We start from the raw sequence: 20699 nt of genomic DNA, 5'->3' as shown, positions 1-20699 counted from the left end.
TTCCGATCTAAAAAATGCGCGACCCAACAACGACCAGATCCTTGGCCACGATTGGGTCGCTTGACTTGGCTTTAACAGAGGCCTCGTCTTGATTGGATTTTCTCCGGGTGATTTTTATTTTATTTCGCGATCCGCGAGGAGTGAGCCCCCCGGCCAGAGCAATCGCTCGACCTACAGTGAGCCCGGGCTCGATCGGATAAGAACCAGATCTTTGCACCTCACCCGAGATGTAGAAAACCGGGGGAACGCCGATTAAAATGGTTTCGCCAGCCACTGCGACTCGGTCGTGCTTTCCGGAAACGATATCGCTCGCAACGAGATTCTCAGTCGCGCCGTCCGGCCGCGTTATGCTCACATTCCCAGTTCCTTCACCGAGCGTGGCCCCAGCACGCGCTAGCAGGTCGCTGAGACGAAGCCCCCCCCGCTCCAGTGAATACTCTCCCGGTTTGCTCACGTTTCCTAGCACGGACACGGTTTTGCTGTGATACTCTTGGACCAACACGTTCACGACTGGGCTTTTGAAAATTCCTCCGTCGCGGAGTCCCTGTTCTAGGAGGGCCGCAACACGCGAAGGGGTCATGCCCGAAATTTTTACATTTCCGATCACACTGAACGGTATGGTGCCGTCCTCGGCAACTTGGACAACGCTATCGTAATCCGGTGCGCGATACACTGTCACCTTTAGAATGTCTCCCGGGCCGACCCTATATTCAGACGGTACGGTCGGCACGACGTCGACTGAGAGCGCAGGCTGACCTGCGACGCACACAATAGCGATTGCGGCGAAAATACTATTGAGGAATTTCAAGTTTTGTTCCCCGTCATCAAGCTGGGGTTCACGACTTTCACGTTGCGCTTCCGTTTGAGGTCCTCAACCGCGGCCGTTGCCAGAGCAGCCCTTCTCTCTTCCAAAATTAGGTTGTAGATTGGCATCCTTGCCTCTCCGAGCGACACAGGATTAGGATGCAACGCAATGATGCGTCCTAAGTGTAGCGCCTCAAGCGTACGATACATGACGTCACTGCCCACGTTAAGCTTCAACGCTCCCTCCCTTGATCCGACAGGGAGCTCATTGCTTGTTAAGGTTCGGTCCGTCGCCTGAATTTCGGGGTGCGTTGCGCCGAGCTCCTCGGATAGCCCGTCAAACCCGCGGTCATTTAGTAACTTTGAATAGCGTCCGATATTCTCAGATGCGAGCGGGAACGCGAACTCGCGGACTGCGAATTCCATTCGCTCTTTGAACAAAGCCGGATGGTGATTATAGAAGGCTTCGATCTCAACAGGCGAAGGTTTAGCCCGATCGCCTTCGAGGCGTTGTATATACGAACTTGCCAATATAGCGCGCCGCGCAGCTGCCAGCTGCTGAACAACATCCGGGCGCCGATCGAGCTTCTCTTCTTCGCCCGCCTGGGCGAGTAGCTTCTGCCCAATTAGCGCTTGTAAGAGCGCGCGTCGAGCGGGGCCCACTTCTTCTTTGCGAACACCAGGGGCAGCGCGCAGAACCTGATCAAGCTCAGAGACAGTAACTTCAAAACGGTCCCCCATGACGATCGTCTGCGCGGGAACAGGATTTTTTTGGCATCCAGACAGCGCTGCTGCGACTGCTGCTGCAAGAATCGAGCTCCCCGCACCAGCTTTGCGTAACACCCTCACGTCAGCATCGCCAGCCAACTGAAAACGAACACCGCTCAAGCGCACGGCAACCAGCATCGAGCAGCATTAGCACAGTTCCAACATTGGCGTCCAATATCCGCCAAGCTAAGCCTAGCGCCCCATCCGACCGCCGATCTCAGGCCGCCACATTAGCAATGGAGCGCGCGGCACGCCGCCTACGCATTGCAAGGCCCGCCAAGCCTGCTCCAAAAACCAAAAAGCCCGCAGGCCCAGGCGCGGGAGCGGCATTAGATGCGCCGAGCAAGCTCAAGCCGTAAATTCCACCAGAATTTCCCGTTTGCACGCCTGTAACGACAGCAAAATAACTGCCGCTCGTGAGATTTGCAAAGTTCTGCGTCGCCGCCGTCGTCAACGTGCCGATATTAACCGCCCCGGCATCTGATGCTTTATAAAAAGTGGCTGTCGCATTAGACAGATTATAGGAGACACCACCTATCGCGACCAAAAAGTTCTGTAGGGAGGCGCTCACTCCACCCGAACTAGCTAGGCTGAAAGTAACTACGTCCGACGGATTTCCGCCCGTCAGCACGCCAACGGTGGTCACCGGAGCGCCACTCCCAAGCGCGCCGAGAGAGTACGCTTGCGAGTGGGCCGGCGCAGAAGCGGCGAATGCGGCCGCCACAAACACGGTAAGTTTGCCGAACATATGCTACCCCTGTTACGCACAGCTTCTGTTGCTGACGAGATACAACGCATTACACGCCTCGTCAACTTCTGGGTAACTGCAACCGTAGGGGCAGTCGGCGTCGGCGGGCGCGGCGGGATCGCGTTATCAGTCCAATATGCAGCGCCCCCGGTGGCCGGCTATATGGGCCACCGCCCTTTCCGGTGGCGGCTGCCTCTTCCTGCAATGCATAAAGCGATATCGGCCTTTCAAACCATAAGGCATTGACCGCAGCGCAAGACCGTAGCACCAGCTGCGGCGCAGCAATCGGGGTGAGTGTGATTGTCGCTGGATTCGGAACTACCACAAGACCGACCTGGAGATTGCTCTGCGAGCCTCCAGAGTTTAAGCCGTCGTCAGCAAGAGCGCATCGGCCGCCATCCGCTTATTCAGCACAGGCGAGTAGGTGCTTTCGGCCCAACGACCGTCTATTGCGCATGCCTCTGCGCACTGGCCCCCTTGGACTCCGCCTTAGCCGAGATTCCGCAGGTTGGGGTTAGCGTCGTTACCACCCATGACGACAATATTTTCCGGATTCCGAAGGCGTCACAGAATTTGCTGGCCAACGGAGGTTCCGATGTCGCAAGTGCTATAGCGCTCTCCGGAAAATATGCCATCAACATTGCTCCGCTCACGTTCGCCGTAAATGCAGCGGCACAAAAAACACTCTTTCGGTACAATAGCCAGCTTAATGCATTTGAATATAATATAGCCGGCGATTTGGTCTACGCCAGCAGTCGCGGAGAGGGGCGACTCAATGTTGCCCGAGCACGGCGCGCTAGTTCGTTCGAAGATATTCGCGTGGCGGCGCGAAACATTCAAACCGCAAGCCTCGCGCATTTCGCCGCTAAGGGCGCCGTTGCTGGCGATCTTGGTGTGTTGCTCGACTCGACAGTCTCCGTAAGTCGAAATTCCGGGTTATTGGCCAGCGCTGCAGATAGCCGCCAAGTGGATTTCAAAGGCGGCATAGGATACGTATCGCAAGCCCCGTCTGAGGCAGATCCGGGCGCCGCAAATATTGTCGCGATAGATCTACGATATGTGTCGCAACACGGCCTCGCAGATAGGTCCGTGCTCGTGAATAGCGACGAAATATTCTATCGGGCAGATTTTGTCGAAAGGTCGCTTGGGTTGCGGTTAGAATATGCCTCAGCCCCAGTTTGGGGCTTGAAGGGCAGGGTGGGGTATTCGGAACACGTGGACCGGTCTGGCATCGCACGGAATGCGAGGGGCTTGACCGGCGATGGAAGCATCGCCTGGTCACCAAGCCCTTTTTTAACGCTTACAATCCAAGCTGCGCGCTCTTTCTCGGGAACCCAGGACATTTACTCGAACGGAATTAAGACATTTTCGTGGGGTTTAGCGGCATCCGCGCAGCCGGCCGAAGGCTGGACCGCTGCGCTCCAGTTTAACCGTCGCAACCGAACATTCCAGTACGATTTGCAGGCAGCCGCTCCACTAACGCAGAGCCGAACCGAAGATCTTTCCACTGCTAGCACGTCTCTCGCACACACTGTTGCGGAGCGGGTATCTGTGTCGCTGCTTCTAGAGCACCGGTGGAGGGCATCTAATCTTCAATCATATCGATACAGAGGTACCTCAGCGACTCTTTCACTGTCGATACCGATCACACGCTAACGGGTTAGCCGACATATCTCCCAACATATTGAGGTTGCCATGGCCTGCTCTGTCATCATGACATGCTACAATGAAGGGCCGTACATCGAGGAGGCGGTTCGTTCGATCCTCGACCAAACACGCCAGGATCTCGTCGACCGGATCGTTATCGCAGACGATGGCTCCGCGGAAGCGACGATCGTCGTGCTTCGGCAGATTGAGGAGCTAGATCCGCGCATTTTGATACTCTACGGCTCGGGCGGCCTCGGTCTGCCCGGTAACCGCAATGCGGCAGCCGTTTATTGCACGGGCGAGTTTCTCGCGTTCCTCGACGGTGACGACATTTGGGCTCCGACGAAACTGGAGGAACAATGCCCGGTTCTCGAGACCTCGCCCTCCGTTGGCTTAGTTTACTCTGGGTATTACACGTTTCCTGATGGTGCTCTCAATGCCGCCCGTAAAGCACGCGTTTTGGATATTTCGGAAAGCAGAGGGGGGGCGGCTGGCGCCCTTACTCGGCGCTACTTTCTCAACGATCCGCCGATCATTCCCTCAACGGTGATCGTCCGCCGTGATCTGTTCGAAGCCGTTGGCCAATTCGACGCAAGTATTCGTGTTTTTGAAGACACCGACTTCTTTTTGCGCATGTCGAAGCTCTGTAGTTTTGCAATGGTGCACAACCCCTTGCTCTACAAACGCAACCATTCAGCGAGTATCACTGGTGGGCGTACAGACTTGATGGCACATCATGCTCGCGTGGCCTTCAACTTTGCGGTCAGCGATCCAGCTATGCTTACGCTCGTTCCACGACGTCTTGCGGAGCGGGCTCGCAAACTAGGAAATCAGAGATTTCTCGCTAGGGATCGCGAGGGCGCGCTTCGGCTTCTTCGGCTCGCGACGAAGCTAGACGTTTGGAACGGGCGCGCCTGGGGATCGCTTTTTGTCGCAAAGTTTCTCTCGAGACCGGTAGAGAGATTGCTTCGAAAATCACTGACGGCACGGCGTTCGGCGATGGGCGAGAGCAAATGACGACGGACAAAGCTTCCCGCAGCGTCGTGGTCCTCACCTGCGAGTATCCCCCCTTCCCCGGCGGTATTGCCAGCTATTCGGGACAGGTCGCAGCAGCGCTTCGCGACATTGGATATGCTCCAATCGTCGTTGCCCCAAACTATCCGGATCTCCCGAAGCCTACGGTCCCTGAACCTGGGGTGTTCCGGCTATTTAGTCACCATAAGATCACACCGAGAGCAGCCCTAGCAACGTTTCGATTACTTGCCACCCAGCCTAGTGATGCAATCATACTTGCAGCCGATATTCGCACTGTGTTGCTGGCTGCATCATTTTCGATCCTGACCGGTCGTCCCTTCCGAGCGATGGTTCATGGCAGCGAGGCAAGTAAGTTCGCTGGGCGATCGTTCGGTGGCGCCATTGTGCGGCGAGCATATCACCGGGCCGAGGTCATCCTTGCTAATTCGCTGGCGACGCTGAACATTTTTACGCAAAGCTTTGGCGTGCCAAGCGTAGCGCGCGTCACATATCTAGGAATAGACGCAAAGTGGTTTGGCGAACCCAGTGAAGGGACGTTCGATAACCCGGCGCTTTCCGCGCTTCCGATCGACACGCGGCTGTTCGTATCCGTAGGCCGAATTGAGGATCGCAAAGGCCAGCTCGCCGCGGTGCGCGCCCTCGCCGAGGTAAAAAAAACAACCGGATTACCGATTGCATATGTGGCGGTCGGGCGAACTGAGCAATCCGATTATGCGCAGAAAGTAGTCGCCACGGCTGCCTCGTTGGAGTTGCCGCTCATTATGGCAGGCCATTTAGGCGACGGTGATATAAAGTTGCTTTACCGTCGATCTATAGCGCATCTTCTGTTGGCGCAGCCTCACCCTACGAAGATTGAGGGTTTCGGACTCGTTCTTCTAGAGGCAGGCGCCCAGCACTGCCCTTCGGTTACGACCCGAGTGGGGGGCATCCCGGAGGTGGTTGGTGCCGACTGCGACCTACTGCTTGAGCCGGATGACGACAATGGTATCGTTCGGGCCCTCATCTTTCTCGCCACTGACGAGGCAAAGCGACAGAAGGAGGCTCAGCGCGCTTTCGACCGCACATCATTGTTCAGCTGGCGGCGGTGCACGGAACTCAGTTTTCCGGAGTTGGCCAGCTCGGATTGATCGTCCGGATCGGGCGACAGCGCCAAGCAAAAAGATTTTGCCGAGCGGCGCTGTCGATGCAGGAATACAGGAATGTCGTGCCGTTGAGTGGTGCAGTGCACAAAAAATTTGGCTAAGGCGATCGCTCGCTCTAAGGAAAATGTCGGAACACGACGTTGGTGGTGGTCTCCTGGTTGAGCACCTATCGGCGACGGCCAGAATTTGGACGGAGGGCTAACGTGCGTATTACGATGATCGGAACCGGGTATGTGGGGCTTGTTTCTGGAGCTTGTTTCTCGGATTTCGGCCACACCGTCGTCTGCGTTGACAAGGACGAAGCCAAAATAGAGGCTCTGGGCCGGAACGTCATGCCGATATTTGAGCCAGGCCTCGACGATCTGGTTCTTCGCAACGTTAAGGCCGGACAGCTCTCTTTCACGACGGACCTCGCAGCAGGTGTAAAGGGTGCGGACGCGGTGTTCATTGCCGTCGGAACGCCTTCGCGACGCGGCGACGGGCATGCAGATCTGAGTTATGTTTTCGCTGCGGTCCGAGAAGTTGCCCAAGCGGCGGACACACCGATCGTGATAGTTACGAAGTCCACTGTGCCGGTAGGGACGGGTGACGAGGTTGAGCGCATTGTCACCGAAGCGGCACCTGCCAAGGGTATCAGGGTCGCATCCAATCCCGAATTCTTGCGCGAAGGCGCTGCAATCGAGGACTTTAAGCGCCCCGACCGTATCGTCTGCGGCACCGATGACGAGGGAGCACGAGAGGTACTGCGAGGTATATACAGACCTCTGTCGCTCAACCAGGCCTCCCCAATCCTGTTTACCGGCCGTAGAACAGCCGAGGTTATCAAATATGCGGCTAACGCATTCCTGGCGACGAAGATCACGTTTATCAACGAGATGGCTGATCTGTGCGAGGTAGCTGGAGCAGACGTCCAGCAGGTTGCCCGCGGCATCGGGCTCGACAACCGAATTGGAGGGAAGTTTTTACACGCCGGTCCTGGATACGGTGGATCTTGCTTTCCTAAGGACACGTTGGCGCTGCTGAAAACAGCCGACGATTACGGGACGCCCTTGCGTATCGTTGAAGCGGTGGTTTCGGTGAATGACGCTCGGAAGCGCGCTATGGGCCGCAAGATAATCAAGGCTCTGGGCGGCGATGCGCGCGGGAAGACAGTTGGCGTGCTCGGCCTAACTTTCAAGCCTAACACCGACGACATGCGTGACTCGCCGGCCATAGCTATCATCCAGACGTTGCAAGATGCAGGCGCTCTGGTGCGTGCTTATGATCCGGAAGGAGCGGAGCAAGCAAAAAAGATGCTTTCTAACGTTGAGTTTGTCGAGGGGCCGTACGCTGCGGCTCAGGGTGCCGACGCCGTCGCGCTGGTAACCGAGTGGGATGCGTTCCGTGCGCTCGATTTGTCGCGATTGGCCGGGCTCATGAAGCAGCGAATCCTTGTCGACCTGCGCAACATTTACCCGCCCGAAGAGGCTGAGCGTGCGGGCTTTGAGTATCATGGGGTAGGCAAAGGGCCGGTCTAACGAGGGAGAGACCCTTCGGAAGTACTTTCGCTTCGCTGATCCTTGTTCGTAAAGCGGCGAAACGGGCGCATGAGGCACCCCACGTGGTCAGATTCCGGCTCTCGCTTACCAAGCCAATCGGTGAGCGAGAGCACCCATCGGTCTTTGCGTGGATCTCTGCGGTTCGCGGCGCTGGCGCGACTTTGTCGCTTGACCGTCAGTGGTCGAGCCAATGGGACGAGTTAACAGCGGATCCATTGTGGTGATCCTTTTGGCCGCGTGTCACCCAAAGATTTCCCTTCTAACGGCGCTCGCTTGTCCGCGAAGCGAAGGGTGTACGACCCAGCTATGTTCGGCGCCATGCCGTGGCGCGCCTTCCGCCTCCGGTTATAATCTTCGACCGCTATCTGGCACGACCATCCACGGCATCGAAATTAGTAATATGGGAAGCTCTGATTCGTTGCGACAATGACGAGCGAAGCAGCTTTCTCGGCATGGTCCACTTCGCCACAGCCAGATACTGGCTCAAATTTGCCCACGCGGCGTGGCGCATTAACCATTAAAATGAATCGGCCCTAACAAAACGTTAGGTCTTGAGGCTGCTTGATGTTACGTCTCGTGGCCCTTGGTTAGTAGCGTTCCGGAGAGTTTTGTAATGCGACACTGCCTTGCATTTGGCTTGGGTTTTTTTTTGGTGGCGGGTTCGGCGAATGCCGCGCCTATTACGAGAGTAATTGAGCTTAAAGACTTGGCTTCTGGTGCCACCTCCTCCATCGGCCCGGTAAATTTTGACTTCTCGGTTAGCTTTGACAATGCTGCCGATATAGCTGCAACCGATGTCGGACTGACAGTGACAAGTTTGAGCCCTATGCTCTCACCGATGTTTAAGTTCGTATACACAAAGAGCTCGGACACGCTGTCAGTCGGAAACCTGCCTCAAAACGGCGGGTTTGTTTTGGCGGGCCCGAATAAGTTTGGCGCGCTGATTGCAGCCATCTCGACGAATGAACCGCTGGCTATTCTATTCGGTTATAGTGACCAAGCAGGAAGACCCTATTTTTCAAGTCAGGTTTCGACGATTGCTTCGGTACCGGAGCCGGCGACTTGGGCTATGATGGTCGGAGGCTTCGGGTTAATCGGGAGCATGATGCGTCGTCGTAGATCGACCTCGCAAGGTGTCTCGGCGTTGGCAATTGGCAGGGCGCGATAATTTTTGTTTTAGGACATCCGACGCGGGACCAATGCAGGCCGCACGGACACGAAATTAAGCAATCTGCGGCTTTCTCTGCTAGTTGAGCGACTAGAGCATGGAGCATGGAATGTGAACCGTGTTGAGGATTCACTTCGTAAGCGGGTGCAAATGACCTTATGGGGGAGGTGGGTCATGGGCCTCATTGCTCGCAGGGCCAGCGCGATCTCCGAGCGTGGGACCATGTGTCGTCGGGTCAACCTCTACGCGATGCGGCGCGCCGATTTGGCCTGAGCGCGAGGCGCGTGCGAAGCCAGTTCACTTTTGACGAGGACAGGATCAGCGGCACCGGCTCACCGATGGCGTCCGCCTAACGCAGGCAAGCTCCTGCCGCATACGGTGAAGCTGGTCTCCATGAGTCGGAGCGCAGCAAAAAATTACCATGATGAAGCTTGTCGTGAAGCCTAAGTGCGGGGCAAAGGTCGTGGCGCATCCTACATTTCCATACCCGGCACTGATCGAGCAGATTGCGATATAATTAACCCTGATGGTGTCGGAGTCCGGGTTTAACGACGTCTCCCAGCACCGCAGCGCAGCGCTGCCGGCTCGATCGTCAATCGCGGATGCGCGAGCAGTCACGCACGCTGCGTCTTCATCGACCAAACTGCAACCTCAACGAAGATTACACGCCTGCGCGACCGAGCACCTCAGAGCAAGCTTGAAGGCTCGGGCAGCGTTCGGACATTAAAAGACGCAGACCGGCATCGCCGGGCTCCGCTACGGTGGCCTCACTGCCCCCTGGATCATCGATCGGCCGATGACGAAGGCCATCTTTGAAAAGTTCGTCGAAACCGAACTTGCGCCGGCGCTGGAAGCTGGCGACGTCGTCATCCTCGACAAACTGCCGGCTCATACGAACACATCTCAGACGCATCGCGGCCAAGCGCACCGACGACCCTTGGAAGGCCGTCGGCAACATCTGCGACCGCCATATAACCGACGAATGCCGACTACATCAAAGCCGCATGGTATACGTTCAGTTAAGCTCACCGCTCTGATATTGCCCAACCGTCAGCGCAATGGTCGCGAACATGCGACCTTGGTTAATCCACACAGTTAACCGGCTATTATTGAAGTCGCTTTATTCGACTCGGTGATCGGTTGGGCCGCAAGTGACGCGAATGTTCGCGTCGGCGGCTCCTGTGGGACGCGCTACATGCTGAGATTGCCGTTCGGATCTTCCTCCATGAGCGATCCTTCCGATCCTATCGGACGGGCGATCCAGGCGTGCCGCCGCCATTTCGTCCATGCGGCTTTGTTCAGCGCGTTCCTCAACCTGCTCTATCTCGCGCCGACGCTCTACATGCTGCAGGTCTATGACCGGGTCGTGCCGACGCGCGGCGCGGCCACGCTGGCGATGCTGACCGCAATTCTCGCCACCGCCGTCCTGACCCTCGCCGCGCTGGATCTGGTCCGCACGCGCCTGCTGGTCCGCGCCAGCGCACGGCTGGATCGCGATCTCGCCGGGCCGATCCTCGATGCGCTGCTCCGTGTCCCCGCCGCCGGCCGGGCGCGCACCACGATCGTGCTCCGCGAATTCGATACGTTCCGCCAGACGATGACGGGCGTCGGCGTGCTCGCGCTGTTCGATCTGCCGTGGGCGCCGCTCTACATCATCGTCTGCTTCCTGCTCCACCCCGCGATCGCCGCGCTGGCGCTCGTCGGCGCGATCCTGCTGTCGGGCCTCTCCTGGCTCAACGAGCGCGGCACGGCCGAGCCGATCAAGAATGCCAACCAGTCGGCGCAGCTCGCTTATACCGGCATCGACGCGACGCTCGCCGCCTCGGGCGTGGTCGGCGCGCTCGGCATGCGCCAGGCGATGGTCCGCCGCCATCTGCGCGACCGGCGCGCCTCGTCCGCGCTCACGATCGACGCGACCTTCCGCAGCGCGGGCTATACCTCGGCGATCAAGGCGCTGCGCCTGATGCTCCAGTCGCTGGCGCTGGGCCTGGGCGCCCTGCTCGCGATCGAGGGCAAGATCTCGCTCGGCTCGCTGTTCGCGGCCTCTTTGCTCGTCAGCCGCGCGCTCCAGCCGATCGAGCTGGTCAACGGCGCGTGGAAGAACATCATCCAGGCGCGCGCCGCCTATCGCGCGCTCGCCGATCTGTTTGCGACGCGCGGCGCGCTCCGCCGGCCGACGCAATTGCCCGATCCGGTCGGCGCGCTCTCGGTCGAGAATCTCGCGGTCGCCTCGCCCGCCGGCGATCGCGCGATCCTGCACAATATCCGCTTCGATCTCGCCGCCGGCGAATCGCTCGGCATCATCGGCCCGAGCGGGGCCGGCAAATCGACGCTCGTGAAGGCGATCGCCGGTATCGTGCCGGGCGCACAGGGCAGCGTTCGCCTCGACGGCGCGGCGCTCGAGGACTGGCCCGAGGAGCAACTGGGCCGCGCGATCGGCTATGTGCCGCAGGAGCCCATGCTCTTCCGCGGCACGATCAAGGAGAATATCGCGCGCTTCCAGACCGAGCTGCTGCCCCCGGGCGTGCTCGATACCGAGGTGGTTCGCGCGGCCAAGCTCTGCGGCGCGCACGATTTCATCCTGCGCCTGCCCAATGCCTATGAGACCGAGCTGGGCTGGGGCGGCGTGGGCCTCTCGGTCGGCCAGGCGCAGCGGATCACGCTGGCGCGTGCTTTGTTCGGCGCGCCGCCGTTGCTGATCCTCGACGAGCCCAATGCGAGCCTCGATGCCGATGGCGAAAAGCAGCTCGCCGCCGCGCTCGAGGAATTGCGCGCCAACAAGGTCACGATCATCATCGTCGCGCACCGCGTTGGCATCCTCGCCTCGGTCGACAAGCTCATGTTCCTGCGCGACGGCAAGATGGAGCTGTTCGGCGCGCGCAACGCCGTCCTCGCGCGCCTTTCGGCCAAGCCGGCCGCCGCGGGCCAGGCCCCCGACGCCGTTGATCAGGCCCCCGACGCCGTTGATCAGGGCGCCGCGCCCGCCCATCCCATCGTCCCGGCCCAGTGATACGGATGCCCAGCATGTCCACCGAGATCGTCGACTTCAGGGATTACCGGCAGACGATCGACGTCGATCTGCCGCGCGAGGCGCGGATCGGCTGGCTCGTCGTGCTCGCCTTCTTCGGCCTGTTCCTCGGGTTCGCGGCGCTCGTCCGGATGGATGCCGCCGCCTTCGCCGAAGGCACGATCAAGGTTTCGGGCAGCCGCCGCGCCGTCCAGCATCGCGACGGCGGCGTCGTGACCGCGCTCCACGTTCGCGAAGGACAGCGCGTGAAGGCGGGTGATGTCCTGATCGAGCTGGCCGGCGCCGAAGTCGCCGCCAATGAGCGCGGCCTCGCCTCGCAGGTGATAGGCCTCCAGGCGCAGCGCGCGCGCCTGCTCGCCGAGCAACATGGCGCGGCCACGATGACGCCGCCGCCCGAATATGCCGGCCTGCGCGGGCCCGACCGCCAGCTCGCCGACGATGCGATGCGGATGCAGACGAGCGAGATGGCCGCGCGCCGCAGCGCCATCGCGACGCAGAAAGGCGTGCTCCAGCAGCAGGCCGCGCAGCTCAACCTCAAGATCCAGGGCCTCGGCCAGCAGATCGGGTCCACCAAGCGCCAGAGCGAATTGTTCGGCGATCAGCTGAAGGGCATGCGCGAGCTCGCCACCAAGGGTTATGCCAGCGTCAATCGCGTGCGCGAGCTGGAGCGCGCCGAGGCGTCGCTCACCGGCGACACCGCCAATCTCGCCGCGACCAGCGCGTCGGCGCGCGAACAGATCGGCGAGACGCGGATGCAGGCGCTGACGATCGATTCGCAGCGGATGCAGCAGGTCGCCGACGATCTCCAGAAGAACGAATCCGCGCTCAACGAGGCGTGGCCCAAATGGCAGGCGGTCCGCCACCAGCTGGAGGCGACCCAGATCCGCGCTCCTGCCTCGGGGCAGATCGTCGGGCTCGGCGTCTTCACCGTCGGCGCGGTCATCGCGCCGGGGCAGAAGCTGATGGAGGTCGTGCCCGACGCGACCCCGCTCGTGATCGAGCCGATGATCTCGCCGTCCGACGCCGCTGATCTCTATGTCGGCCAGAAGGCCGAGGTTCGCTTCCCGAGCCTCCACGGGCGCGATCTGCCGATCTTCGAGGGTAAGATCACCCGGCTCTCGGCCGACAGCTTCGTCGATGAGAAGACCGGCGCGCGTTATTACACGGCCGAGGTCACGGTCCCGCCCGAGGCGCTCGCGAAGGCGAAGGATGCGGGCGACGGGCTCAGCCGGCTGAAGCCCGGTCTGCCCGCCGACGTGCTCGTGCCGCTACGCAAGCGGACCCTGCTCAATTATCTGTTCGAACCGATCGGCCAGTCGCTTTGGCGAAGCGGCCGCGAGCATTAAGAGACGAAATACATAACCAGATCAGACGATTCTAGCTGATCGTCTGAAATTGAAACTGTCATCGCAAACTGCGACCGCTGACGATGATTTCGACCTTCGGCCGTATCGCGCTAAAATTCTGGATCCGAAATTCGCGACCTGCGAACCTGACGAGCCGGATTAGCAAGAGCCTCGTGCAAGGAGTACACTTGGAACGGTCATAAAGAGAATCTTCACGTTAAGGCCCAGGGACCGCGACCGCGAATATGCGACATCCATCGCCACCCGACGACGATAAGTCGTCCCGCTGCGGCCGCTAACCTGCCAAAGACCAGTAATCCCGGGCCGAACCTGAGTGTAGTGGCTAAAGTAACGCCCGTACCGACGCACCTCATCTAGAACGATCGGACGTGGCCCTACTAAGCTCATGTCGCCGCGCAAAACATTAAAAAGTTGCGGAAGCTCATCTAGGCTGCTCTTGCGCAGGAACGCGCCGATCGGCGTAATCCGCGGATCGTTCTTGAGCTTGTGATCCCGCTCCCATTCCTGCCGCGCACACGCATCGGTCGCGAGCAAGTTGGCCAGACGCTCCTGCGAGTCGGTGACCATGCTGCGGAATTTAAGACAATGAAAGGCTCGGCCGTCGCGGCCTAGACGCTTGTGCCCGAAAATGATCGGACCGGGGTTGGTCACCAAAATGATCGCTGTGACGACCATCATCAATGGCGCCAGGAACACCAACAGCGCGAAGCTAACCAAAATATCGAAGATTCGAGTCGCCAGCAGATCGACAGAACGGCCCCGCCGTTTCTGCTCATGCGGCGCGCCGCGGCCCGCATTGGGCGCCGCCCCCTGATACGCTAAACTCGACATCTTACCCACTAGTCCTCGAATAAGTGGCACCAGCGATACCCGCATACACTTGCTGCATCGCAAAAGAAAGATGCTAACAAAAGGCTTAAGCCTATTTTGGCAGATTTCCGTCGGGAGCGAGGTTTTCTACCCACCGCGCCGCGCGACAACCATCAAACGGATATAGCTTTCGCCGCGGCGCACCTGCCGCTTTCGTCAGCACAGGAATCCAGATGTCTGGGATAATCGCGCGATTTCAGATAGTTTGTACGGCGCGCAGATGCGGATGTCGCTGAACCCTGCACGTGGCGAGACGACGCGTTTCCGTTGTCAGGATGGCGATATCAATCTCATCAGCGGCCGATAGCCTTGGCGCTGGAAGGCCCGAGACAAGCAAAATCCAATATTGATGCTAGTCGACTCGAAGAAGCGACGCGTGGGGTCCGAGTCGAGCCTAGCTCAACGGAGAGCGGTCACGGCAATCGCAACGCCGCTCATCCAAAGAAGCGCTGACACGGGAACCGCAAAAGCAAGCGCGCGGAAGAGTCCGTCCGGGTCCTTCGGCGCCGACGCGGGCGACGCAAACCCAGGCGCACGATCGAGATCACGCGTCACATGCGTGATCACACGATCGAAAACGGGCTTATGCGCCGCAACCTGATTCATGACACCCTCTCCGGTTTCATATTTCAGTAAGGTAAACGCAACTTTCGCGCCAGCCGTTCCTTAAGTGCGACGAAAAGAAAGCTTTGAAATCCGACTCTTGTGCAGTGCAGCACTACCGATCGCGACGCCCGAGCAGGCGAAGGCGTAATGCATTGAGCTTAATGAACCCGGCTGCGTCACGCTGATCATAGGCCCCTTGGTCATCCTCGAACGTAACGACCTTTTCGGAGTAAAGACTGTTGGGTGATCGGCGGCCGATGACGCTGACCGAGCCCTTGTACAGCTTCAGGCGCACTGTGCCCGACACCTTTTCCTGGCTGTGATCGATCGCCGCTTGCAGCATCTCGCGCTCGGGCGAGAACCAAAAGCCATTGTAGATCAGCTCGGCATAGCGCGGCGCGAGCTCGTCTTTGAGGTGCGCTGCACCACGATCGAGCGTGATCTGTTCGATGCCGCGATGGGCCAGATGATAGATGGTCCCGCCCGGCGTTTCATACATGCCGCGGCTCTTCATGCCCACGAATCGGTTTTCGACGAGATCGAGCCGGCCGATGCCGTGCAGCTTGCCAAGCTCATTCAGCTTGGTCAGCAGCGCCGCGGGCGACAGGGCCTCGCCATTGACCGCCACCGCATCGCCGCGCTCAAAATCGACCGTGATGACCTCTGGCGTGTTCGGTGCGGTTTCGGGATTGTCGGTGCGCGAGAACACATAGTCCGGCACTTCCTCCCAGGGATCCTCGAGCACCTTGCCCTCAGATGAGGTGTGGAGCAGGTTTGCGTCGGTCGAAAACGGGTTCTCGCCGCGCTTGTCCTTGGGCACGGGGATCTGATGCTGTTCGGCATATTCGATGAGCCGGGTGCGGCTCGTCAGATCCCACTCACGCCACGGCGCGATCACCTTGATGTCTGGCGCGAGCGCATAATAGCCAAGCTCGAAGCGAACCTGGTCATTGCCCTTGCCCGTCGCACCGTGGCTGACAGCGTCCGCCCCGACCTGGCGCGCGATCTCGATCTGGCGCTTGGCAATCAGCGGCCGCGCGATCGAGGTTCCGAGCAGATACAGGCCTTCGTAGAGCGCGTTGGCGCGCATCATCGGCATCACATAATCGCGTACGAACTCTTCGCGCAGATCATCGACGAAGATATGCTCGGGCTTGACGCCCATCAGCTCCGCCTTGCGGCGGGCCGGCTCCAATTCTTCGCCCTGACCCAGATCAGCGGTGAAAGTGACCACCTCGCAAGCGTAGGTCTCCTTCAACCATTTCAGGATCACGCTCGTATCAAGTCCGCCGGAATAGGCGAGCACGACCCGCTTGATGTCGCTCACGTGTAAGGCGCTCCATGCCTGTAGGACGATCGGTGTGGCTCGTCGGCGAGCCTGCCCGGTCAATTGCTCGCGGCCTCTAGCGGCATGCGGCGTCTGAGAAAAGACGCACGGCTAGGGCCGATTCGGTGCGAATCGTGGAAGCGGCCGGCCAGGCGCTTCGATGTGCGCCCCCGGGCCCATCAGGGTTCGCTCGCGCACTGCGCCACCGCTGCCTGCTGTCGCGCGACGCTCTTGCAATGGAAGTCGTGCCGACCCGCTGACTGCGGACAGATGAGCAGCTTTTTCGGCTTGCGGTTTGCGAATCGTAAATCAAGATGTCGAGCGCCGAACGAGAAGAGGAGGGGCAAATGACAGTGGCAGATAAAGCGGCGCAGCTTGCCGCGACCGGACGCTATTTCGACGCCAGAGACATCTTTTCGAAGCTTTCCAGAGACGGTTACAGCGACCCTGCTGGCGCGATCGACAGATCGACGCGCCAAAACTTGGATCGGGCATGCGCGGCGGCGATCCGCAAGAGTGCGCCTTCAGAAGCGGATCGCGCGCGAGCCCGCGCCCGACGTCGGGCGCGGCGCGAAAGGAAGCGCCGCCTTCGCACGGCCCTTGTCATCGCGAGCCTGACCGTCGTCGTCGGCACATTCCTTGCGATTGCGATCATGGCCTGGGCGCTGGTCGGCGACATCAATGTCAAAGCTGCCATCATGCGCACGGTGACCATCGCACATCGCGCGCTCTGACAAACGCGCGTCGCGCGGCGCCAATTGGCCGCCTCCGTAGATAATATGAGAGCGGATCTGCGTGGCACTGGATGACCGCAATACCAGACGCGCGCTCATATGGGGCGGCCCCGCATGTCGCTGCGGTGACGCGCGTTCGTCGAGCGTCGACGACGGCATTGATCGGCGAGGAGATTTGCGGGTCAGGATCCGCGGGGGGCCGTCCTTTTGCGTTTTCGGCACGCAGCGACGGGACGTAGCCTCTATCAGGCCTGGACATGGTGCCGGCTCTAAGCCGGCAAGCCATAGGAGCTCGTTTTGATCTGGTCGGCCTGTCGCACGCCGTCACCCGTGCGACAGGCCTTCGATCGACCATCGCATCAGGATCACGCCGGCCACGCAGCAAATGGCGCTGGTGAAAATGCCGACGAAGGACGGCGCACGCCCAAACAAGGGTGGCGCAAACCCTTCCGCGACGAGGGCGACGCCCATCAGTGCCACGATCTGAAGTCGGCTCTCATGGTGCCGGATCACCACGCGGCTGAGAAGTCCAAGCGCGAAGAAGGCCAAAGCGGACACGAAAAGGGGGTGTTTCATCAGGCCTCCCTGCCCGCGGTTACCTGCCACGTCAAAAACGCATCGCGCGTGACGCTTCTGTTGGTAACAACGCCGGGCTCCGGTGCGGGTTAGCGAATCGACTGCCGACCCGCGACGCGACGGTCGGACGCGCGACGTCGCCGATTGCGGGCTCGGCGCGAATACCGCCACAGCAATCAGTCGGCAGGCGGCGCCTCAGTAAAGCCGTCTGTTTTGGAGAGATTGCGCTGGTTCAAAAATGCCCGAGAAACCTGTTTGGCCTGCGAAACCGAGTCGGATCTCCCTCTCCCAGGTCGTGACGCGCTCCACCACTGCGCGTTCGCTGAGCGCTGCTACAAGCGCCGGTCAGCACCCGCCCACAATCCGCCGACCGGGCATCGCCGGCATCAACGATAGCCAGCAACGTGGCCAGCCGAGCCGAGGCGCCCCGCCACGTCCGATCCCGGTCCGGCCGCACCATGTGCGCGTTGAGCGATTGGATGGTGCTGCACGATGTCCGCCGAAGCCAACTGCCCGACAGCAAGCCGAAATGCTTCGCGGCCCGCGAGTCGCTGGATCGAGTTGCTCATCGCGAACAGAGACCCCGCCGCAGCACCGCAATAGCCTGCTCAGTCGAGACGACTCCGGGCAGCCGACGAATCAGGTCCTGCTGTCCCAGAACCAGTCTCCGCCAGGTCGGTGCGTTCGGTGCTCATCCCCTCAACCTGGGAGATCGGCGCCATAGCGCCTTCATATCGTCGCGATCGACGAAGCGCAGCGATGCAGAATTGATGCAGTAGCGCAGCCCGCCAGACTCGCGCGGGCCATCCGCCAAAACATGCCCTAAATGACTGTCGCCGTGCTTCGAGCCGACTTCGGTGCGGGTCATGAACAAGGATGTGTCGGCAAGTTCGGCGACATTTGCCGGCTCGATCGGTTGAGTGAAGCTCGGCCAACCGCATCCGGATTCCTATTTGTCCGAACTTGCGAACAGCGGCTCGCCGGAGACGATATCGACATAGCTGCCCGCCGCCTTGGTGTGGAGCAGTGCGCCCGTGCCCGAAGCTCGGTGCCGTCTTTCTGCATCACCTGATATTGCTCAGGCGTCAGTGCGCCGATTGCCTCGTCCGTCTTGCCATAGCTTTGCCTGGGATCTTCTCGTCTGCCGAGAAATTGGGGTCCGAGGCCATTTGCGAGCGGTGGCTCACAGCATCTCAAGCGCCAAACGATCGCGCGGTCGTGGGAAAGCGGCATCGAGCGCGGCCAGATCGTCGGTCGACAGGTCCAGGTCGGCGGCTGCCCGATTCTCTTGGACATGTGCGACGCTCGCGGCTTTCGGGATGGCGATCACGTCGCCTTGCCGCATGGTCCAAGCAAGCGCGACCTGCGCTGGCGTGGCGCCGATCCGGGCCGCGACATCCACCAGTAGCCGGTGGCGCAGCAATCGGCCTTGTTCCACCGGGCTATAGGCCATGATCGGGATGTCATGATCGGCGAGCCACGGCAGCAGATCATGCTCGGGCCCGCGACGCGTCAGGTTGTAGAGGATCTGGTTGGTGGCGCAGGCGCTACCGCCGGCGGCCATGAGCTCCTCCATATCCTCGGTATCGAAATTGCTGACGCCCCAGCGCAGGATCTTGCCCGCGTTCATCAGCCGACTCATCGCGTCCACGGTTTCGTCGAGCGGCACGTTGCCTCGCCAATGCAGCAGATAGAGATCGATTCGATCGGTTCCAAGCCGCTTCAGGCTGGCCTCGCACGCCCTCGCGAGCTGCGCGTGCGACGCGTTTTGCGGATAGGCCTTGCCGACCAGGAACACGCCGTCGCGGATGCCGGAGATGGCCTCGCCTACGAGCTGTTCCGACTCGCCGTCGGCATACATCTCCGCTGTGTCGATGAGCGTCAGACCAAGGTCGATCCCGGCGCGCAAAGCCGCGATCTCAGCGGCGCGGCGGCCGCTATCTTCCGCCATCATCCAGCTGCCCTGCCCGAGAGCAGCGATCGTTGTCCCGTCGGCAAAGCGGATCATTTTCATGGCAAATCCCCGAGCTTTCGTACCAGCTGACATAATGCGTATCGCGCACGCGGTGGCGGACTGAGAGCTCGCAGCCGCGCCACCAGACCGGACCCACCGTCGCCAAGCGCGACAGGCCGCATTGGCAGCGGCGCGAGCCACCGCCAGCAGGCCCGGCCGCAGTCTTGAGCGCGCGGCCAACAGCGCAGGCTTGCCGACACGCACCCGTTTTTCCTCATCGGCCGTTCCCGGATTGGTCACAGCCCCGGATTGGCCCACAGGCAGCGCGAACGACGCGATAGCGGCCAATGGGGGTGATCAGCGCGGCAACGATGGCGACAAGGCCATAGGACGGAGCGCGTATCGTCAACGCGAGGCTACCTGGCAGCCGCAGTCGGGGCGGCGGGATGGGTCCCAAGCGCCAGGCCAGTGCATTTGCGCGGGGGGCGCTCGCAAGCGGCAAGATGGCAGGGGCCCGGCGTCGAGTCGTAAGAACATGTCAGTGGCTCGGCTCGGTCGCTGCAGGCGTCGCGCCGACCAGCGGCATGCGGATCGTCGCATGAAAATCGTCGCCGATGCGTGCCACGCCGAGCGATGCGGCCTTGCCATAGCGCTTTGCGAGACGCTCACGGATGTTGGCAAGTCCGATGCCCTCGCGTTTTCGAGTGCCGTCCAACGGGGCGCGCTCGGCTTTGTCGGCAGGCGCGCTGTTCGCAATTCGAAGGACAAGAACGTCGCCTTCGCCTTTCGCCACAATCTGGATGATCGACGGCGCTCTGGCTTTTGCCACCCCATGCTTGATCGCATTCTCCACCAGCGGCTGGAGGATGAAGTTGGGCACTGCCGCGCCCATCACCGCGGATTCAAGGTCGAACTCGATCGAAAGCTCATCTCCAAAGCGTGTTGCCTCGATATCGAGATAGGCTTCGATGACTTCAAACTCTTGCGCGAGCGGGACGTCGCCCAAGGGATCTGAGTCGAGAGATCCGCGCAGAAAATCACACAGGCGCGTGATCATGACCTCTGCATCCTGCTTACGATCGACCAGCACGAGGCTCGAGATCGAGTTCAGCGTGTTGAACAGGAAATGCGGGTTCAGCTGAAGGCGAAGCGCCGCCGCCTGAGCATGAGCCGCCGCGATTTCGGCGCTCGCTGCGCGCGCATTATTGGCGTCAGCGGCTCTGGCGAGGCGCACCACGCCGAGCACCGTGAGCGCCAGGCAAAAGGTCCATAGATAGATCACCGCGGTGGTGACGATCCGCTGGGCCGTCAGCGTCAGCGACCATTCCTGCCAGCTGGGAACGAGCGTGAGCGCGATCCAGCGTATCCAGTAAAGATCGAAGAGAGA

17 protein-coding genes and 2 pseudogenes are annotated in these 20699 nt (G+C 60.4%); 8 read left to right on the top strand and 11 right to left on the bottom strand.

Annotation, left to right across the window (positions count from 1 at the left end; translation table 11 throughout):
• Positions 1-7: 7 nt before the first annotated feature.
• The 3 genes from Q4F19_RS16955 to Q4F19_RS16945 form a co-directional block, all read right to left on the bottom strand.
• Positions 8-808 carry a polysaccharide biosynthesis/export family protein gene (locus Q4F19_RS16955; RefSeq protein WP_303545002.1) on the bottom strand — a complete coding sequence of 267 codons (801 nt, stop codon included), beginning with the start codon at positions 806-808 and terminating at the stop codon, positions 8-10.
• Positions 805-1710, bottom strand: a complete 906-nt coding sequence (locus Q4F19_RS16950) for a hypothetical protein (protein WP_303545000.1) — start codon at positions 1708-1710, stop codon at positions 805-807. Before Q4F19_RS16950 ends, Q4F19_RS16955 begins: the two co-directional genes overlap by 4 nt.
• A 79-nt stretch (positions 1711-1789) precedes the next feature.
• Positions 1790-2320, bottom strand: coding sequence for a hypothetical protein (locus tag Q4F19_RS16945; RefSeq protein ID WP_303544997.1), 531 nt, complete (start codon positions 2318-2320; stop codon positions 1790-1792).
• A gap of 819 nt (positions 2321-3139) precedes the next feature.
• Between Q4F19_RS16945 and Q4F19_RS21510 the strand changes: the two genes are divergently transcribed.
• From Q4F19_RS21510 to Q4F19_RS21505, 5 genes and pseudogenes are all read left to right on the top strand, one after another.
• Positions 3140-3976 carry an outer membrane beta-barrel protein gene (locus Q4F19_RS21510; protein ID WP_431312419.1) on the top strand — a complete coding sequence of 279 codons (837 nt, stop codon included), beginning with the start codon at positions 3140-3142 and terminating at the stop codon, positions 3974-3976.
• A gap of 39 nt (positions 3977-4015) precedes the next feature.
• On the top strand, positions 4016-4984 hold the full coding sequence (locus tag Q4F19_RS16940; RefSeq protein ID WP_303544995.1) for a glycosyltransferase family 2 protein: 969 nt from the start codon (positions 4016-4018) through the stop codon (positions 4982-4984).
• Complete coding sequence (locus tag Q4F19_RS16935; RefSeq protein WP_303544993.1) at positions 4981-6129, top strand: glycosyltransferase family 4 protein; 1149 nt, start codon at positions 4981-4983, stop codon at positions 6127-6129. The genes Q4F19_RS16940 and Q4F19_RS16935 overlap by 4 nt, the downstream gene beginning before the upstream one ends.
• A 218-nt stretch (positions 6130-6347) precedes the next feature.
• Positions 6348-7661, top strand: a complete 1314-nt coding sequence (locus Q4F19_RS16930) for a UDP-glucose dehydrogenase family protein (protein WP_303544991.1) — start codon at positions 6348-6350, stop codon at positions 7659-7661.
• 1057 nt (positions 7662-8718) lie between these two features.
• Positions 8719-8850, top strand: a pseudogene (locus Q4F19_RS21505) (PEPxxWA-CTERM sorting domain-containing protein); the annotation flags it as partial.
• A gap of 661 nt (positions 8851-9511) precedes the next feature.
• Here Q4F19_RS21505 and Q4F19_RS21500 read toward each other — a convergent pair.
• On the bottom strand, positions 9512-9742 hold the full coding sequence (locus tag Q4F19_RS21500; RefSeq protein ID WP_431312417.1) for a hypothetical protein: 231 nt from the start codon (positions 9740-9742) through the stop codon (positions 9512-9514).
• A gap of 333 nt (positions 9743-10075) precedes the next feature.
• Between Q4F19_RS21500 and Q4F19_RS16915 the strand changes: the two genes are divergently transcribed.
• Positions 10076-11860: a type I secretion system permease/ATPase gene (locus Q4F19_RS16915; protein ID WP_303544986.1), complete on the top strand. Its 1785-nt coding sequence runs from the start codon at positions 10076-10078 to the stop codon at positions 11858-11860.
• 14 nt (positions 11861-11874) lie between these two features.
• Positions 11875-13224 (top strand): HlyD family type I secretion periplasmic adaptor subunit, encoded by a 1350-nt coding sequence (locus Q4F19_RS16910; protein ID WP_303544984.1) that lies wholly within the window; start codon positions 11875-11877, stop codon positions 13222-13224.
• Positions 13225-13383: 159 nt separating this feature from the next.
• Here the strand turns inward: Q4F19_RS16910 and Q4F19_RS16905 are convergent, their stop codons facing one another.
• From Q4F19_RS16905 to Q4F19_RS16895, 3 genes are all read right to left on the bottom strand, one after another.
• Positions 13384-14076: a sugar transferase gene (locus Q4F19_RS16905; protein WP_341850199.1), complete on the bottom strand. Its 693-nt coding sequence runs from the start codon at positions 14074-14076 to the stop codon at positions 13384-13386.
• A gap of 438 nt (positions 14077-14514) precedes the next feature.
• Positions 14515-14721 (bottom strand): hypothetical protein, encoded by a 207-nt coding sequence (locus Q4F19_RS16900; protein WP_303544980.1) that lies wholly within the window; start codon positions 14719-14721, stop codon positions 14515-14517.
• A gap of 112 nt (positions 14722-14833) precedes the next feature.
• The gene (locus Q4F19_RS16895) at positions 14834-16048 is read right to left on the bottom strand and encodes an argininosuccinate synthase (RefSeq protein ID WP_303544978.1); all 1215 of its coding nucleotides are present in this window, start codon (positions 16046-16048) and stop codon (positions 14834-14836) included.
• A gap of 347 nt (positions 16049-16395) precedes the next feature.
• On the opposite strand from Q4F19_RS16895, the gene Q4F19_RS16890 reads away from it, so the two are divergent.
• A complete protein-coding gene (locus Q4F19_RS16890) occupies positions 16396-16782 on the top strand; it encodes a hypothetical protein (protein WP_303544976.1) in 387 nt (128 codons plus the stop codon).
• 324 nt (positions 16783-17106) lie between these two features.
• Here Q4F19_RS16890 and Q4F19_RS16885 read toward each other — a convergent pair whose 3' ends face one another.
• The 4 genes and pseudogenes from Q4F19_RS16885 to Q4F19_RS16870 form a co-directional block, all read right to left on the bottom strand.
• Positions 17107-17358, bottom strand: a complete 252-nt coding sequence (locus Q4F19_RS16885) for a hypothetical protein (RefSeq protein ID WP_303544974.1) — start codon at positions 17356-17358, stop codon at positions 17107-17109.
• Between the two features lie 691 nt (positions 17359-18049).
• Positions 18050-18423, bottom strand: a pseudogene (msrB, locus tag Q4F19_RS16880) (peptide-methionine (R)-S-oxide reductase MsrB).
• A 118-nt stretch (positions 18424-18541) separates the two neighbouring features.
• Entirely contained in the window at positions 18542-19372 is an 831-nt protein-coding gene (locus Q4F19_RS16875) for an aldo/keto reductase (RefSeq protein WP_303545049.1), read from the bottom strand.
• Positions 19373-19850: 478 nt separating this feature from the next.
• Positions 19851-20594, bottom strand: coding sequence for a sensor histidine kinase (locus Q4F19_RS16870; protein WP_303544972.1), 744 nt, complete (start codon positions 20592-20594; stop codon positions 19851-19853).
• Positions 20595-20699: the final 105 nt, after the last annotated feature.

The organism is Sphingomonas natans (assembly GCF_030546695.1).
GTDB lineage: Bacteria > Pseudomonadota > Alphaproteobacteria > Sphingomonadales > Sphingomonadaceae > Sphingomonas_I > Sphingomonas_I natans.
Note: the sequence above shows the minus strand (reverse complement) of the source record. Positions and strands in the feature narration are given on the sequence as shown.